The organism is Oribacterium sp. P9 (assembly GCF_046365365.1).
GTDB lineage: Bacteria > Bacillota > Clostridia > Lachnospirales > Lachnospiraceae > Oribacterium.
The window spans coordinates 267,331-284,273 of the sequence record NZ_JBKEIS010000001.1 but is presented as its reverse complement, the minus strand read 5'-3'; the positions used below and the strand labels follow the sequence as shown (position 1 = coordinate 284,273).

10 protein-coding genes and 1 pseudogene are annotated in these 16,943 nt (G+C 56.3%); 3 read left to right on the top strand and 8 right to left on the bottom strand.

Annotated elements, in window-relative coordinates:
- Positions 1–95: 95 nt before the first annotated feature.
- Positions 96–1,688, top strand: a complete 1,593-nt coding sequence (gene mgtE / locus ACK8P7_RS01185; RefSeq protein WP_410042390.1) for a magnesium transporter — start codon at positions 96–98, stop codon at positions 1,686–1,688.
- A 141-nt stretch (positions 1,689–1,829) separates the two neighbouring features.
- Here mgtE and ACK8P7_RS01180 read toward each other — a convergent pair whose 3' ends face one another.
- Positions 1,830–3,047: an iron-containing alcohol dehydrogenase gene (locus ACK8P7_RS01180; protein ID WP_410042389.1), complete on the bottom strand. Its 1,218-nt coding sequence runs from the start codon at positions 3,045–3,047 to the stop codon at positions 1,830–1,832.
- 393 nt (positions 3,048–3,440) lie between these two features.
- Here ACK8P7_RS01180 and ACK8P7_RS01175 point away from each other — a divergent pair, with 393 nt between their 5' ends.
- A complete protein-coding gene (locus tag ACK8P7_RS01175) occupies positions 3,441–4,085 on the top strand; it encodes a hypothetical protein (protein ID WP_410042388.1) in 645 nt (214 codons plus the stop codon).
- 83 nt (positions 4,086–4,168) lie between these two features.
- Here ACK8P7_RS01175 and addA read toward each other — a convergent pair whose 3' ends face one another.
- The 3 genes from addA to ACK8P7_RS01160 form a co-directional block, all read right to left on the bottom strand.
- Positions 4,169–7,795 (bottom strand): helicase-exonuclease AddAB subunit AddA, encoded by a 3,627-nt coding sequence (addA, locus tag ACK8P7_RS01170; RefSeq protein WP_410042387.1) that lies wholly within the window; start codon positions 7,793–7,795, stop codon positions 4,169–4,171.
- A complete protein-coding gene (locus ACK8P7_RS01165; RefSeq protein WP_410042386.1) occupies positions 7,779–11,339 on the bottom strand; it encodes a PD-(D/E)XK nuclease family protein in 3,561 nt (1,186 codons plus the stop codon). The genes addA and ACK8P7_RS01165 overlap by 17 nt, the downstream gene beginning before the upstream one ends.
- A 216-nt stretch (positions 11,340–11,555) precedes the next feature.
- Complete coding sequence (locus tag ACK8P7_RS01160) at positions 11,556–12,869, bottom strand: O-acetylhomoserine aminocarboxypropyltransferase/cysteine synthase family protein (RefSeq protein WP_410042385.1); 1,314 nt, start codon at positions 12,867–12,869, stop codon at positions 11,556–11,558.
- 480 nt (positions 12,870–13,349) lie between these two features.
- On the opposite strand from ACK8P7_RS01160, the gene ACK8P7_RS01155 reads away from it, so the two are divergent.
- Positions 13,350–13,931 carry an ECF transporter S component gene (locus ACK8P7_RS01155; protein WP_410042384.1) on the top strand — a complete coding sequence of 194 codons (582 nt, stop codon included), beginning with the start codon at positions 13,350–13,352 and terminating at the stop codon, positions 13,929–13,931.
- Between the two features lie 204 nt (positions 13,932–14,135).
- On the opposite strand, the gene add is transcribed toward ACK8P7_RS01155, so the two are convergent.
- From add to ACK8P7_RS01135, 4 genes and pseudogenes are all read right to left on the bottom strand, one after another.
- Positions 14,136–15,149 carry an adenosine deaminase gene (add, locus tag ACK8P7_RS01150; RefSeq protein ID WP_410042383.1) on the bottom strand — a complete coding sequence of 338 codons (1,014 nt, stop codon included), beginning with the start codon at positions 15,147–15,149 and terminating at the stop codon, positions 14,136–14,138.
- Between the two features lie 15 nt (positions 15,150–15,164).
- Positions 15,165–15,254: pseudogene (locus ACK8P7_RS01145) on the bottom strand (type II toxin-antitoxin system mRNA interferase toxin, RelE/StbE family); the annotation flags it as partial.
- A gap of 13 nt (positions 15,255–15,267) precedes the next feature.
- Complete coding sequence (locus ACK8P7_RS01140; protein ID WP_410042382.1) at positions 15,268–15,540, bottom strand: type II toxin-antitoxin system RelB/DinJ family antitoxin; 273 nt, start codon at positions 15,538–15,540, stop codon at positions 15,268–15,270.
- Between the two features lie 100 nt (positions 15,541–15,640).
- Positions 15,641–16,876, bottom strand: coding sequence for an NAD(P)-dependent oxidoreductase (locus ACK8P7_RS01135; protein ID WP_410042381.1), 1,236 nt, complete (start codon positions 16,874–16,876; stop codon positions 15,641–15,643).
- Between the last annotated feature and the right edge of the window lie 67 nt (positions 16,877–16,943).

Genomic DNA, 16,943 nt, shown 5'->3' with positions numbered 1-16,943 from the left:
AAGGTTGCCATATCGAAGCCGAATTTTTAAAATGGGAAGAGAAGTAAACGGTATGCAGGGGTTTCTGCCCTCATGCATAGATCAGGAGGTGCGCCATGGATGAACTGAAGCAGCAGGATGAAGAACATAAGCTGAATCAGGAAACAAGCGCTGCAGGAAAGTCTGTTTCGAATGTCGATCCCCGTTCATGGGAAGACGACGAACCGGAGATTCCGGAGGAGTCGCGCCCGAACCTGACCGACCTTTTCGAGTCCATCCCGGATGATGATAAAAAATCAGACGATGATGAGCGAAGCCAGATCCATACTGATACCGATGACTTCGATGAGGACAGAGCAGACGAACCGGAACGTGAGGACGAACTCGAAGAGCTCATCGACGAGGGGAATAAGGAAGAGATCAGTGAGTACTACGAGGAGATGCAGCCGGCCGACTTCGTCGAAGAGGTCGATGACCTCGATGATGAGGACCTGCAGAAGCTCCCGAAGTTCCTGAATACCGAACAGCTGACCGAGATCATGGAGGAGGCAGATGATGACACGCGTCAGCGTATCAGTGAGCACCTCGATGATGATACCCTGCTCGCCATGTTCGAGGACATGTCGAAGGATGATATCGTAGATATCCTGGGCGAGATGGAAATCGCTCATCAGAAGCGACTGCTGAACCGCATGAAGTCCGGCGACCGTCGGATCATTCATACCCTCCTGCAGTATCCGGATGACAGTGCCGGTGGTATCATGACCACCGAGTACATCGCCCTGCGTGAGGACCGTACCTGTGCCCAGGCACTCGACACGATTCGTGACATCGGTCCGAAGACCGAGGTCATCGAAACGATCTATGTCACCGACGAGGAGCGCCTGAAGAAGCTGGTCGGCACCGTCGACCTCAGAGATCTCCTGAGCTCTCCGCGTAACACAAAGCTGTCCGAGATCATGGACGATCAGGTCGTGTCCGTCGAGCCGGAGGTCGATCAGGAGGAGGTCGCCCAGGTCGTATCGAAGTATGATCTGCAGGCCATCCCCGTCGTGTCCAGTAAGGGTTCCATCCTCGGCATCATCACCGTCGATGATATCATCGATGTCATCAATGAGGAGCACGATGAGGATATCGCGCACTTAGGAGGTACCTCCGCAGAGGAGGGTCTCGATACGACCCTCTGGGAATCGGTACGCATGCGTCTGCCGTGGCTGCTGATCAACCTGCTGACGGCATTCCTCGCGTCCTTCACCGTCAAGATGTTTGAATCGACCATCGCGAAGGTGGTCGCCCTCTCCGCGACGATGACCATCGTCTCCGGTATGGGCGGCAATGCCGGCACCCAGACCATGTCCGTCATGGTCCGTGAGCTCGCAAACGGCGAGATCACGTTTAAGGAGAACTGGAAGCCCTTCGTGAAGGAGATCCTGCTCGGCGTCGTCGATGGTGCGGCTACCGGTCTCGTTACCGGCATCGTGGTCGCCCTTCTCTATGGCAATGTCTATCTCGGACTCATCATCTTCCTCGCGATGATCGGCAACCTCGTGGTTTCCGGCATCTTCGGCTTCCTCGTACCGCTCACGCTCGAGAAGCTGCATGCTGACCCGGCCCTCGCGTCGAGTATCTTCGTGACAACTGCGACGGATGTCCTCGGATTCTTCATCTTCCTCGGACTCGCCAGCGCGTTTCTCCCATATCTTGAATAATCTGAATCTTCATGGGCGCAGGGCCTCCAGGGCCCTGCGCCCATTGTTTTACCCAAAAAGGAGCGCCGCCCGGATGGGCGGCGCTCCTTTTAAGAGAAAAAGTCATTGACTAAGCTTTCGTATGGATCAGATCAGGTCTGATTAGAAATCTACCTCTGTGTCATAGTAGCAAGCCTTCAGCAGCTTCTCCATCTCTTCCTGAGACGGCTGACGAGGGTTGGAACCGGTACATGCATCACCGATCGCTCTCTCTGCGATGCCAGGGAGTCTCTCAAGGAATACATCCTCAGGTACGAATCCCTGCTCTGTCGGATAGGAATCTGCGCCATAGTTCTTGATGCAGTGCGGGATGTTCAGCTCATCGTTCATCTTGCGGAGATACTTGATGAGGTTTGCAACCTTCTCATCATCGTTTGCGCCCTCGAGGTGCATGTAATCAGCGATGACACCATATCTCTTCTTTGCGGTCTCGTCCTTTGCGTTGAAAGCGATAACCTTCGGAAGGTACATAGCATTTGCGGCACCGTGGATGATGTGTGCGCCGTAATCAGCGAATACAGCACCGGTCTTGTGTGCCATAGAGTGAACGATACCAAGCAGTGCGTTCGAGAATGCCATACCAGCGAGGCACTGTGCATCATGCATGGTATCACGCGCAACCATATCCTCGTTGTAGGACTTTACAAGGTTGTTCTGGATGAGCTCGATGGCATGGATTGCCAGCGGATCGGTGTAGTTGCAGTTTGCGGTAGAAACATACGCCTCGATAGCATGTGTCATCGCATCCATACCAGTGTGCGCAACGAGCTTCTTCGGCATGGTCTCTGCAAGCTCAGGATCAACGATCGCAACATCCGGTGTGATCTCGAAGTCAGCGATCGGGTACTTGGTGCCCTTCTGATAATCCGTGATGATCGAGAAGGCAGTTACCTCGGTTGCAGTACCGGAAGTAGAGGAAATCGCACAGAAGTGTGCCTTATGGCGAAGCTCCGGAATACCGAATACCTTACACATATCCTCGAAGGTGCAATCTGGATACTCATACTTGATCCACATTGCCTTCGCAGCATCGATCGGTGATCCGCCGCCCATCGCGATGATCCAGTCAGGCTGGAACTCGATCATGGCTGCAGCGCCCTTCATAACGGTCTCAACGGATGGATCCGGCTCGATACCCTCGTAAAGCTGAACCTCAAATCCAGCCTCCTTCAGGTACTCCTCTGCTCTCTGGAGGAAACCGAAACGCTTCATGGATCCACCACCGACGCAGATCATCGCCTTCTTACCCTTGAAGTTCTTGAGCTCTGCTAATGCGCCCTTACCGTGATAAATGTCTCTTGGTAAACAGAATCTAGCCATAGTATATTCCTTCTTTCTTTTTGACAAGCCTCTGTCGCATCACGAACGATGTGTCCGCCCGCCGAGGTTTGTTATTTCTTTAACATTCAAAGACATTATAGCATTTTGCTCAGTCAATAGCAATGGTGATTAAGTGATTTAGTATAATTTCAACAAATTATTCGCATTTTTTTTGACAAAGTAGACGAAAGTTGAAGCCACTGCGGATTCGTCAGGAAGCCCGGAGCGCAGGCAGCAGAAGCCCTACGGAGAGGTCCCTTCTGCGTAACCGTTCCGCTACCTGATCTCCGGCCCATGCCTGATCTGTATTCCGTTTCCCTGCGATATCTGTTAATATAGAGGCATTGACCCAAACCTGATCGAAAAATCGATACACATAAGAAAGAGGTATACATGTTAAAAGTCGAAAGAACATCCGTGATGAATCTGGAAAACGCGATGCGCGGTGCCCGGAATCCGCTGAACTCCTGGGCACGCTCCGACAGCTACTACGATGAGGATGGAAACTATGTGCTGGGACCGAATGATCTCTCCCTCGCAAAGCGTCTCCGTCTCGCCGGCTCCGATCACCGGAAGTATGTCCGCCAGATCTTCGTCTGCTGTGATGTCACAGCACCGCTCTACTGGTGGAAGGAGTACGATACCTATAAGGTGGCGACCGTCGCAAACTCTACCTCAACCATGCATAAAATCCACAGTAAGCCGATCGAGCTCGAGGATTTCTCGCATGATCATCTGACCGACGATGCACTCGAGATCATGAAGAATTACATCGCGGAGATCGAGAAGATCCGCCTCCGCTATATGGAGAACGGGAAGGATAAGGCCGACTGGTATGATCTCATCGAGATGCTCCCGGAGTCCTACAACCAGATGCGCACCATCTCCCTGAACTATGAGACGCTGATCAACATCTACTTCGCACGGAAGAATCATAAGCTCGACGAGTGGCATACCTTCTGCCACTGGATCGAGACCCTCCCCTACGCGAAGGAGATCATCCTCGCGGAGACGGAAAACGCGGAACCGGAGGCCTGAGACCACGCACAGCGCACATAGATGCATAGTAAAAGACCAGACGAGCGACTGCCCGCCTGGTCTTTTTATATACTTATGAAATATCATACCGGAATCGTCCGCTCGAGGATGATGGAGTAGATAAGCTTTTCCTTCACCCGGAGCCCGGTGATCTTCTCGAGGGCCTCCGCGTAGAGCTCGAGCTGCTTCTGGTAGCGTCCGATCAGCGTCTCCGCCTCCCGGACATGGTCGGACTTGTAGTCCACGAGAACGATCTCACCGTCTTCGATGAAGAAGGCGTCGATGATGCCCTGCAGGATGACCGGCTCCGACGTGTCACTGCCCGGGAAGAGATAATCATTCGGCACCTGCTTCATGAAATGCTGCTCACGGTAGAGTGTATCCGCCGCCTGCGCCTTTCGGAAGCGTGCCGCGAGCGGTGACTGCAGAAAGGCCTGAAAACGTTTCGGATTTACGAGCTTATATTCCGCTTCCGGCAGCTTCTTCTCGAGCTGCGCCATGAAATCCGCCGTATCAAGATAATCGTACTTCTCCAGCGCATGATGATAGGCATCGCCGACATCTGCGCCCGCCTTTTCCTGGTAGTGCACCGGCTTTTCCTGGGTCCTGCCGGACGGATCGGTCTCGCTGTGATCCACCTTGAGCTGCCAATGCTCCCGGCCGGCACGTGCGTGGGCTTCCTCGAAGGCCTCCATCGCCGTTTCCTTGATTTCGGAGACGGAGTGCTTCGGATAGAGCCGGGTCGCCGCCGCATGCGGATAGTGATAGGAAAGATCCGCCATGGCCTCCACATAGGATGCCGCGCCCGGGTCCACTGCGGCGACGGCCTGCTGCAGCTTCTCTGCCTGGCGAAGACGGTTCAGTGCCGTCTGCTCCGCGGCGAGATGGATATCGTGCAGGGTATAATCGAAGAGCTCGATGACATCCCGCGTTGCACCGACCCGCTGCAGCTTTTCAGCACCCTCGGCCATCATGATCCAGTCGAGATAGCAGCGGGCGCTCTCGAGCGCCGCCCCGGAGAGCGGTGCATCCGCATCCGGATACTTCTGGAGAAGCTTTTCGATGTCGCCCGTCGTAGCGGTCAGGATCAGCTTCTCCTCGGCGCGTGTCATCGCAACATAGAGCACGCGAAGCTCCTCGCCGAGCTGGTCGGTCTCCAGCTTTTTCCGAATCGCCGCCCGCTTCAGGGACGGAATCTTCACTTTATTTTCGAGGTCCACATAATCACAGCCGATGCCCAGCTCCGCATCCACCAGCACCGCTTCGTTCAGCGAGCGTGTGTTGAACTTCCGGCTCATACCGGAGAGGAAGACCACCGGGAACTGCAGGCCCTTCGACTTATGGATCGACATAATGCGTACGAGGTCATCCTGATCGGAGAACACCGTCGCCTCGCCCTGGTCACTGTCGTACTTCTTCAGCTTTTCGATATAGCGGATGTAGTCGAAGAGGCCCTTGTACGAGGTCTTCTCGAAGGAAAGCGCCATATCGATCATCGCGTCGAGGTTCGCCTTTCGACGCCGACCCGCCGGCATCGCCGAGACATAGTGATCGTAGCCGGTCTCGTCGAAGATCCGGTACAGAAGCTCATGAATCGACAGGTAGTGGGCCATGGCGCGGTAGCGCGCGAGGTCTGCACAGAAGTGGTCGAGCTTCGCCTGCAGTGCCGGTGCAAGCGGAGGCTTCGCCTCGTTTTCCGCGGATGAGCCGTCGACCGCGTCGGCCTCCGCTCTTCCGCAGTCGCTCACATCCGCACTGCCATCGGCTGTACCGTCGGCAGCATTGGCCTCAGATACCTGCGGCAGCGCGGCCTGCAGGGATCCGAAGTGTGCGACGAGCGCTGCCAGCTCCTCGTCCGTAAACCGGTAGATCGGCGAGTGGAGGACGGCCGCCAGCGGGATGTCCTGCTGCGGGTTATCGATGACATCGAGCAGCGCCAGCACAGTCTCCACCTCGACGGTATCGAAATAGCCCTCGTTGCTGGTGCAGTAGGCCGGGACGCCATCCGCACCGAGGATCTCCACGAGGGTATCCGCCCAGGAGCCCGGGGAGCGAAGCAGGATCACCATATCACGGTACTTCACACCATCCGCATGGAGGCGCTGGATGCGCTCCGCAATCATATGGGACTCCGCCTCTTCCTTCGACATCTGTGCACCGAACAGCTCCTCTGACGTCTCCTTCGAGACCTCGAGCAGCAGAAGCTCTGTCTGATAGCGCGGATCGATGTCCTCACTTTCCGGTGCCTTCGGATAACCATAGTGAAGCGCCACCTTCTCGTTGTAGTCGATGCCGCCCAGCATCGGGCGCATCACGCGGTGGAACACGCGGTTGACCGCCCGCACTACCTCGTTGCGGCTTCGGAAGTTCCGGCTCAGCTCGATCTTCGGATAGTCCGGATCCTGGTATTTCATGAGGAAAAGATCCGGGCGCGCCTGACGGAAGCTGTAGATGGACTGCTTCACGTCACCGACCTGGAAGACATCCGGACGACCGAAGCGTGCCGCCGAAAGGGCACGGATCAGCTCCTCCTGCACGAAGTTCGAGTCCTGGTACTCGTCCACCAGGATCTCACGATACTGCTGTGCGACATCATCCGCGATCGCCGACGGGTGGCGGACGCCCTCTGCATCCGTGGTATAGAGGATCTCCAGCGCCTTATGCTCGAGATCACTGAAATCCAGTACATGCCGCTTTTCCTTCTCCTCCTGGTAGCGCGCACTGAACTTCTTCGTGAGACGTACGAGGCCACGCAGGCTGCACTCGATGCCCGCCTCCATCTTCTCCTCCGCCTCCGGATCCAGGGCGACCGGCAGCCCGGCGATGTCCTTCGTATCCTTCTTCACCTCATCACGGATCGCCGTCACGCGTGTCTTCAGTGCGGATTTCGTCGGCTTCAGGCGGTCATAACGGATCGCCTGCGTTCGGAGAACCAGCTCTGAAAGATCCTCCGCTGCGGCCGCATACTGGAGGGCCTGCTTTTCCTGCGCCACATTCGTAAGATAGCTTTCCGGTCCATCCGGCTCAGCACAGATGGACAGCGCATAGCCCATCCGCTCCGCATCATCGCGAAGACGCGCTGCGAGCTGCTCCAGCAGAAACTTCTTTCCATCCGCGGATTCCGCCGCGAGACAGTCCTCGAGGTACTCCTCCGGCCATGGGTGGGAGACCGCGCTCTCGTACAGCTTCTGGATCAGCTCTGCGATGCCCGCGTCGGTCTTTCCCTGCGCGAAGGTGTCGACGAAGTGAAGGAAATCCGCTTCGCCGGCCGCATACTCCTCCTCCAGCAGATCCTCGAGGATATCGCCCTGCAGCAGCCGGAGCTCTCCCTGGTCGCCCATGCGGAAGCCCGGGTCGAGGTCGATCGCCGCATAGTTTTCCGTGATGAAATGCTTACAGAAGGCATCGATGGTGGAGATGCTCGCATTCTGTATACTGCCGGCCTCGCGGATCAGCTCTGCGCTGTCCGGATGCTCCCGGAGCTTCTCCTCAAGCGCCGTCTTGATCCGGTCCCGCATCTCCTGTGCCGCCGCCTCTGTGAAGGTCATGATCACCATCTCGGACAGCTTCACCGGATCCACCGGGTCCATGATCCGGGAAATCACATGCTGCACGAGCACCGCCGTCTTGCCGGAGCCCGCCGCTGCGGCGACCAGCAGATCACCCGCTGTATGATTGATTACACTTTCCTGTTCAGTCGTCCACTGCATCACTCTTCTCCTCTGGTGAAATCTCGTTCCAGATTTCCTCTGCCGAAAGCTTCTCTCCGCTCCGGTAGGCGTAGCCGTCGATCCGCGGGTCGAAGCGACAGATACTATGATACGGACACCAGCTGCAGGCCGTCGTATCCGTACTGATCCGGATCGGGTCGACGCGGATGCGGCCATCGCGGATCTCCTGTGCGAAGCCCTGCATCTTCCGGTCGACGAAGCGTCCGAGGTCCCGGAAGCGCTTCGTCGAGGCGACATTTTTCTTCGTCGCATCGACGGCACCCGCCCGGATCGTCACCGGCAGGATATCCGACGCCTTCTCGATGCCCGTATCCAGCTTCTGTACGACCGACAGCTCTGTGTTCACGAGGCCGTCAACCATCAGCTTCCGGAGACGTGCACGTTCACGGTCCTCCGCACTGGCTGCCGCATCATAATCGAGCACCGGATCGTCGATGCGATAGTAGAACATCGCCGCCGGCACGATCTCCTTCTCCGGATAGCGCAGCTGATACGCGTTCATCGCAACATTCATATAGGTCGTGAGCTGCAGCTGCGTTCCGTTGTAGACGCGGCTTAAATCGAAGCTCGTCTTTCCGGACTTGTAGTCGATGACCTTTACGTAGACATGGCCCTCGTCCTGGGCGACATCGACACGATCAATCCGCCCGGTGAGACGCATGCCGTCGCGGATGTAGTCGAAGTTCTTCTCGAGTCCGTCCACATGAAACTCGCCACGGCGCAGCTGCTCTGCCAGCGCCCACAGCGTCGTCCGCGTGATGGCCGTCGCCTTCCGTACGAGGTACTGGTTGCGCGCCGTATCCATCATAAGTCCATGATTGTAGCTCGCGGACACCTGTGTAACGCTCTCCTCCGCGAGTGTACCGATCTCCTCCTCGCTGAGCGTCTCCAGCTTTTTCTCCGCCTCCAGCGTACGCCGGAAGCTCTGCTCGATCGCTCCGTGGTAGAGATTTCCGATATCATACATCTGAAGATCGAAGCTCTCCCTCTCCTGCAGCTTAAGACCATAGCGGAGGAAATGCTGGTACGCGCACTGGCTGTAGCGCTCGAGGCGCGTGATGGAACCGAGGATCCGTCCGCCATAGAGCTCCTCAGCGACCTTCCGGGACAGCATATCCTCCTCGTAATGCGTGAACGCCGCTGCCATCAGCTGCTGCGCCTTCGCATGCTGTGCCGGATCCCGGTCGAGGATGGCGAGATACTCCAGCAGACGTGTCAGCTTCGCCGTCTCCTGTTGCTGCGCCTTCGCACGATGATTCTGTGAAGCTGCCGCATCCCCTGTCCTGGTGCCCGCCGCCGTGTCCTGCGCCGTCCTCTGTGCTTCCGGCGTCAGCATTGGCCCTGCGTCCTGCGCGGCCAGTGTCTCGAGCTCCTGCATCGCGCCGGCGATCAGACGCTCGGCCTCCTTCATCGTGTAGGCGCGTGGCGCACGATCACGCAGCTTCTCCACCGGAAGCTCCGTGAACATATCGCGAATCTCCTTGATCAGACCGGACGCACGGCAGCCCTTGCCGTCACGCCCCTTCAGGGCATAGCTCAGCACCAGGCGCTCCGACGGATTCAGCAGTGCACGGTAGATATAGAAGCGCTGCACGAGCGCACTCTCCACCCGGTCCGGGGCGAGTTCAATGTCTAAGTCCCTGAACAGATGGCGGTCCCGGTCGGTCAGCAGCTTCGTGTCGGGCTCTGCCTTCGGCACCTCATCCGCCGTCAGTCCGGCCACGAAAAAGAGGCGTGGATTCGAGAAGCGCGAGCGCGTGAGATCACCGATCACGACCTGGTCGAGGGTCGCCGGAATCACGCGCACCGAGGCCTGACGAAGGCCAGCATCGAGCACGTCCCGGAACTCTGCGCGGGATACCGAGGTCTCCCCCAGCAGCGAGCGAAGCTGCCGGAGCACCGCATCGATCGCCGTCACACTCTCCTCGAGCGCCTCCGCACGGTTCTGATCACCGGCCGCTCGGAGTGCAGCTACCAGCGCTGCGATGGCCTCTGGGGCCGCAATTTCATGCATCAGCGCCTCCAGTGCTTCCACGCGGGTCGCCACGCTCGCACCACGCTCGCCGGACCGTGTGCGAAGATGCAACAACGGCAGGATCAGCTCCTGACGGAGGGCCTCCCGCTCGCCCACACTACCATCTGCTTCCGTCCATACCGCGTCATATTTCGAAGCACCACGGATACCGGTGGCCCGCAGGATATTATCGAGCCGGTCGATATGCTGCTCCTTCTCCGGTGTTACAGACGGCAGGGCACGCAGGAAACGAAGGACCGCATCGAAACTGAAATTCCGGTCGACGGCCTCCAGTGCCGCCCGCATGAGCTCCGCGTATGGAGAATCAAGCAGACTTGCCGGGTCATCGAAGAAGTACGGAATGTCCGCCTCGGAAAATACCTTATAGACGATGTCCCGGTAGCTCTCCGGATTCGTCAGGATGATGCCGATGTCCTGGTAGCGGAGACCATCCCGACGTACGGCCTCCTCGATACTGGTGGCCATCGCCTCGACCTCCTGACGGAGATCCGCCGCCTCGCGGATCACAAGGGAGCTGTCCGGGGCTGCTTTCTCACTCGCTGCGTCGAAGCGGTAGAGGCGTGCCTCGATCGTGGAGAGCGCCGGTGCCTTCACGAAGCGCGGCAGTACCGCACCCGCCGGTCGCGGCTCTCCGGTGCGCGCATCGAAGCGGTTCACATCGATCGGTGCCTCCACCAGAAGCTTCAGATCGGAGGCCATCTTCGTCAGCTTCGCCACGGTCTGCCGTGAGAGATAAAAAAGATCCTCCGGACCGCGCAGCTCATAGATCGAGTCGTGTGCATCGAGACTCACCTCGCAGCTCACGAGGGTCTCCGCTGTCACCGGCAGGATCTCCTCAAGAATACGAAGCTGGATCGGTGTGAAGCCGGTGAAGCCATCGAATGCCACGACCGCATCCCGCAGCAGCTGAGACTCTGGAAGGTGCGCATACAGCTGGTCGAGGATTTCCTCCTGCGTATGATAGCCGTGCTCCTCCATGTACTGCTGAAAATGCTCATAGATCAGCGCGATATCCTGGAGCTTACTCCGGGTATACTGCGACTCGGCGCGCTCTGCAGCGAGGTCCAGCATCTCCGGCGTAATGTGGTACTGATAGAACTCAGAGATCTGAGACTTCAGACTCTCGAGGAAGCCCGGCTTGTTGAGCTCACGCCGGTACAGGCGCAGCTTCCCCCTGATTTTCTCCGTTACGGAGCGGAGGATCATGATCTTTCCGGTATCGTCGATGATGGTCATCGCCTGAAGACTGAGCTCCTCGAAGACACGATAGGCCAGACGGTTAAAGCTCAGCACATCGATGTTCAGGATGCCGCCGCCCGGATTCGCCGAATGCGCGAGGATCTTCTTCTGCATCGCCAGGGTATCCTGCTCCGGCACGATCAGGAACCAGTTCTTACGGAAATTCTCCGGGGCGTGCTTCAAGAAGTACTGTAAAAGATATTCGGTTTTACCAGCGCCACTCGCGCCGAAAATGAAACGTAAGCTCATAAGCTACCTGCCTTTTTTCTGATAGCTCTATGATAGCACAGGGACAGGTACATTTTTCAGCACATTGGTTGAAATAAAAATTGTGCAACAGACTGTTGCACAATTTTCTGGCAGCACAGCAGACTGTAGATGTCAGCATATCCTTCAAATAATGGACGAAAAAACCGGAAGCCTGGGGCTTCCGGTTTACGAGATGATCTGTGTTATGAAATTTTATCAGTCTCCGAAGACGGCCTTAAATGCGCGGTCGAGGTCAGCGATGATGTCTTCGACGTTCTCGATGCCGATGGAGAGACGGATGGTGTTCCGCTTGATGCCCTGATCGGCGAGCTCGGCGTCGTTGCACTCTGCGTGGGTCGTGGTTGCAGGGTGTACGACGAGAGACTTCACGTCGGCAACATTGGCCAGCAGTGAGAAGAGCTCGAGATTATCAATGAAGTCCTTCGCCTTCTGCTCGTCACCGTCGATGTCGAAGGTAAAGATGGAGCCGGCACCGTTCGGATAGTACTTCTGATAGAGGGCCTGCTGTACCGGATCCTTCGAGGCAGCCGGATGAGAAACGTAGGCCACATGCGGATTCTTCGACAGGTAATCGACGACCTTCAGTGCATTCTCGGTATGACGCTCTACGCGGAGCGCCAGGGTCTCGATGCCCTGCAGGAGCAGCCATGCATTGAGCGGTGCAAGGGTTGCGCCCTCGTCACGCAGAATGATGGCACGAAGATAGGTAGCGATGGTGGCCGGTGCGCAGTCGGTAGCGAAGGTCACACCATGGTAGGACTCGTTCTTCGTGGCGAGCCATGGCCACTTCTCCGGCTGGTTCCAGTTGAACTTGCCGGCATCGACGATGACGCCGCCGATGGTGGTTCCGTGACCACCGATGAACTTCGTCGCCGAATGAACGACGATGTCGGCACCGTGCTCGATCGGACGGATCTGTACCGGGGTTGCGAAGGTGTTATCGATGATGAGCGGGAGGTCATGCTTGTGAGCGATCTCTACCCACTTGTCGAGGTCGAGGACCTCACCGTTCGGGTTACCGAGGGTCTCGGCATAGAGGGCCTTCGTGTTCAGCTGGATGGCTGCCTCTACCTCCTCGTAATTGTACGGATCGACGAACGTGGTCGTTACGCCGTAGTCGGTAAAGGTATGGGCGAGGTAATTGTAGGTTCCGCCGTAGATGTTCTTCGCGGAAACGATGTGGTCACCGGCATGCGCAACGGCCTTAAATGCGTAGGTAACCGCAGCTGCACCGGATGCAACACCGAGGGCGGCGACACCACCCTCGAGGGCGGCGACTCTCTGCTCGAAGACATCCTCAGTCGGGTTCGTCAGTCGCGCATAGATGTTACCTGCATCCTTCAGCGCGAAACGGGCGGCTGCATGATCCGCATCGTTAAATACGAATGCGCTGGTCTGGTAGATCGGAACCGCTCTCGCACCGGTGGCTGGATCCGGGTTTTCCTGTCCTACATGGATGGCCTTGGTATCAAATCCGTAATTTCTGTCTACATATGGCTTCTTCGGCATGATGTTCTCCTTCTGCAGCTCCGGCTGCGCGTTCCTATCTGCGAGGCGCCCAAACTCTCCTCTATGATTCAGGTGGCTTCTGCAGTCTGCATCGGTGTTTTCATTCCGATGTTTTCATCTTTACGTTCATCAGTTTCTTAAGTGATTTCCTTCAGCTGATGGTGAAATCATAGCACCCGTATCTGCTATTGTATAATACTTGCTGTTTGGAGTCAGATATAAATCGGCTTTATATCAATGTCGAAGAGAAGACGCAGGGGACCGGTAACAGAAGCACAGAACTCCGCCGCCGGAAAAATCTAAGCCAGGTCTCCTGCGGCTCCCAGACGATCCATTGTCTATTCTATAGCAGATGTGGTCTCATCCAGCCATCTGGTTATATAAAATAAATATTATCTGGTAGTTACGATATCGCCAGCTGTAACCTATAATGCAGGGCAGAACAGGCAGATGCCTGAACACACCTGAGGAGGCAACACTATGAAAAACTCGAAAACCTATCAGCTCGCGCTTGCCGCTCTGTTCGCAGCGCTTTCCTATGCAGTCTTCACCTTCCTGCAGATCAAGATTCCGGTCGGTGCGGATATGACATCCATCCACCTCGGAAATGCCGTCGTGGTACTCGGTGCGTTCATCATCGGTGGTCCGCTCGGGGGTATCGCCGGTGCGATCGGCATGAGCATCGGTGATCTGCTGGATCCGGTCTATGTACCGCTCGTACCGAAAACACTGTTCTGCAAGCTGCTCATCGGTCTCATCACCGGCTTCGTCGCACACAGAATCGGCGGCATCACGACGACCGATGATCCGAAGCACATCCTTCGCTGGACCATCATCGCCGCTGCCTGCGGTCTGATCTTCAACATGTTTGCAGACCCGATCATCGGCTACTGGTATAAAATTCTCATCCTCGGAAAGCCGGCAGCGGATCTGTCCCTGAAGATCAACTTCGTCGCCACCACGATCAACGCGGTCGTATCCCTCGTCGTATCTGTGGCCGTGTATGCGGCACTGCGCCCGGCACTTCAGAAAGCCGGCTTCTTCATGAAGCTTACGCACTGATGGCAGCACAGGAAACAGAGAGAATGGACCCATACCGGACAGGCCTTCCAGTCCTATCTTCATAAGAATAAGAAGTTCCGCGAGCAGGAGCATGAGAACTTCGGAAGAAAAAAGTAAACATAAAGTATAAAAAGTGGCACTGCAGGCAAGATTGATACTGCCTGCAGTGCCACTTTTCCATTTCAGGAAATCAGTTTAAAACGATCACATCTCGGCGATCAGCTTCCGGAGCCGTGCTTTTTCATCCTCGCCACCGAAGATTGCGTCGGCTGCATTGAGCAGAAGCTGCTTTTCCTCGGCTGCGGTCAGGCCGATGGCCTGCTCGAGCTTCACGAACTCCTTCGACTCCGTGGTATCGGAGACGGTCATGTTGTCGGTGTTGACCGTGGCTTTCACGCCGGCTTCGAGCAGCGCACGGATCGGATAATGTGCCATGTCCGGGAACATCTTCGTGTTGAGATTCGAGGTCGGGCAGCACTCCAGTGGAATCTGCTTTTCGGCGAGCTCCTTCACGAGCGCGGCATCCTCGAGCGCGCGGACACCATGGCCGATCCGGCGGGCACCGAAGGCAAGCGCGGTGCGGATGGAGTCTGGTCCAGCGGCTTCCCCGGCATGGATCGTAAACGGTACCTCGAGCTCTCGAGCCAGTGAGAAGACATCCTCGAAATCCCGCGTCGGGAACAGGGCCTCCGCACCTGCGAGATCGAGCGCCACCACGCCCTTTCCGAGGTACTTCGCAGCCACTCGAACGGTCTCCAGATTTGCTTCCTCATTACCAGCGCCACGCATCGCACAGAGGATGAGACCGGCATGAAGCTCCGGCGTCGTCTCCGTGCAGGTACAGCTGTACTGCTCCTTCTCGAAGCGACGAAGCCCCGCCACGGCCGCCTCGACCACCGCCGCCTGCGTGAGCCCCTGCTGACAGTGGAGCTGCGGTGCGAAACGGATCTCCGTATACACGAGGCCCTCCGCGCGCTGCACGGTCAGAAGATCATACACGATCTGTTCAATGTTTCCGGCGCTCTGCATGAGCTGAAGCGGAAAGTCGAACTTCTCCAGATATTCATTGAGATCCCGGCAGTCCTCTGGCACCGAAAGCAGCGGATAGAGCTCCGTATCTGTCTTCGCCGGCAGTCCTTCCTTCTTCATCAGTTTATGGACGGTTTCGTACGGAAGCGAACCATCCAGATGGACATGTAAATCAATCAGTCGTTTCATAGCACTCACCCTCTTCTACATATTCAGCAAATCTGAATGGCTTCCTGTATCTACTAAAGTTAATGTGAGAATATCATTTTCAATCAGATAGATCAGTAGCCAATCTAATCTCTAACACTTATTCTTCCAGCGCTTTTTTCAATGCTTCCATGCTGGTATATCCCGGTGTATCAGGATCACGGGAAATACGTTTTGCTTCTGCCATAGCGTCAAGTACAGCCTGAGAATACTGTGGCACCTCAATAGTAAACGGAATTCCACCTCTCAGAATACACTGCTTCAGAAAAATATTAACTGCGCTGGACATATCCATCCCAAGGGTTCCGAATAGTTCATTTGCCTGCTTTTTCACTTCTGTATCAATGCGAATTTGTGTAGGAACTGTAGCCATAATGTCATCTCCTTTCACTTCGGATATTACTACTTTCGCAATACATCGTCAACTTTTTGAGCATTGTGGCAACGGATACAAGATGACTATCTTATATTATTCAGGCGTTCACATCGTCCTTGTGCGCCTGCATATACTGGTCCATCTCCTCCGCGATCATCTTCGATACGTGAACGGCGTCGACGACGGTCTTTGCGCCGGTCACGACGTCGCCGGAGGCGAAGACGCCCGGCATGGTGGTTTCACCCTCGGCATCGGTCGCGAGGGTACCACGCTCGTTCAGCTTGAGGCCGGAGTTGTGCTCGACGAGACGGTGCTTCGGCACCTGGGAAACGGCGATCACGACGGAATCACACGGAACGAAGTGCTCCGTTCCCGGCTTCGTCACGACCTTGCCATCCTCCTGCACCTCCGTCTCGGAGAGCATCACGCCATCATCCTTGATGGCGGTAGCGGTCTCGTGGAACTCGAACTGCACACCATCAAGCTTCGCAAACTCAAACTCATCCGGGGAGGCGGTCACCTTATCACGACGCTCGTATACCGTTACGTTCTTCACGCCCTGACGGATCGCGGTACGTGCGACATCCATCGCCGAGTTTCCGGAACCGAAGATCGCCACAGACTGGCCGAGGTCGACAGACTCCGGATTATTAAGATAATTGATCGCATAATGCACATTGCCGAAGGTCTCACCCGGAATCAGCATACGGCGCGGACGCCATGCACCAGTGCCGATAAAGATGGAGCGATAGCCATCGTGGAAAAGATCCTCGAGGGTGATGTTTCCGCCGATGGTAAAGTTTGGACGGAAGAGGATCCCCATCTCACGCATCTTCGTGTAGTAGCGGTCAAGGATGCTGTGCGGCAGGCGGAACTCCGGGATACCGTAGCGCATGATACCGCCGATCTTATCACGGCTCTCGAAGACGGTGATCTTATAGCCCTTGCTGGCGAGCAGGATCGCGATGGTGATGCCGGCCGGACCGGCACCGATGACCGCTGCCTTCATGCCGTTCGGCTCCGCCATCTTCACCTTGATACGCTCGAAGCAGGAATCGGAAATATAGTTTTCGATGGACGAAATATGAACCGGGGAGCCCTTGATGCCGCGAACACAGTGGCCCTCGCACTGCTTTCCATGATTACATACGAGTGAGCATACGACGGAAAGCGGATTGTTCGCAAACAGCATCGCGGCCGCGGTCTCCAGCTCATTTTCCTTAAAGAGACGAATCATCTCCGGAATGTTGGTGTTGATCGGGCAGCCCTTTCGGCACTGTGGATTCTTACACTGCAGACAGCGATTGGCTTCCTCCAAAACATGAATGGGCATCTTCAAACCTCCCCTGATATCGAATCATCTGTACTTTTTCAAACTCAACACGCTCCATCCTAATACA

What these genes read in the sequence shown, in the direction of transcription:
- add (WP_410042383.1), bottom strand. Translation starts at nt 15,149, where the DNA reads ATGAAACGACTGATTGATTTACATGTCCATCTGGATGGTTCGCTTCCG.
- addA (WP_410042387.1), bottom strand. Translation starts at nt 7,795, where the DNA reads ATGCAGTGGACGACTGAACAGGAAAGTGTAATCAATCATACAGCGGGT.
- ACK8P7_RS01140 (WP_410042382.1), bottom strand. Translation starts at nt 15,540, where the DNA reads ATGGCTACAGTTCCTACACAAATTCGCATTGATACAGAAGTGAAAAAG.
- ACK8P7_RS01135 (WP_410042381.1), bottom strand. Translation starts at nt 16,876, where the DNA reads ATGCCCATTCATGTTTTGGAGGAAGCCAATCGCTGTCTGCAGTGTAAG.
- ACK8P7_RS01180 (WP_410042389.1), bottom strand. Translation starts at nt 3,047, where the DNA reads ATGGCTAGATTCTGTTTACCAAGAGACATTTATCACGGTAAGGGCGCA.
- ACK8P7_RS01165 (WP_410042386.1), bottom strand. Translation starts at nt 11,339, where the DNA reads ATGAGCTTACGTTTCATTTTCGGCGCGAGTGGCGCTGGTAAAACCGAA.
- mgtE (WP_410042390.1), top strand. Translation starts at nt 96, where the DNA reads ATGGATGAACTGAAGCAGCAGGATGAAGAACATAAGCTGAATCAGGAA.
- ACK8P7_RS01175 (WP_410042388.1), top strand. Translation starts at nt 3,441, where the DNA reads ATGTTAAAAGTCGAAAGAACATCCGTGATGAATCTGGAAAACGCGATG.
- ACK8P7_RS01155 (WP_410042384.1), top strand. Translation starts at nt 13,350, where the DNA reads ATGAAAAACTCGAAAACCTATCAGCTCGCGCTTGCCGCTCTGTTCGCA.
- ACK8P7_RS01160 (WP_410042385.1), bottom strand. Translation starts at nt 12,869, where the DNA reads ATGCCGAAGAAGCCATATGTAGACAGAAATTACGGATTTGATACCAAG.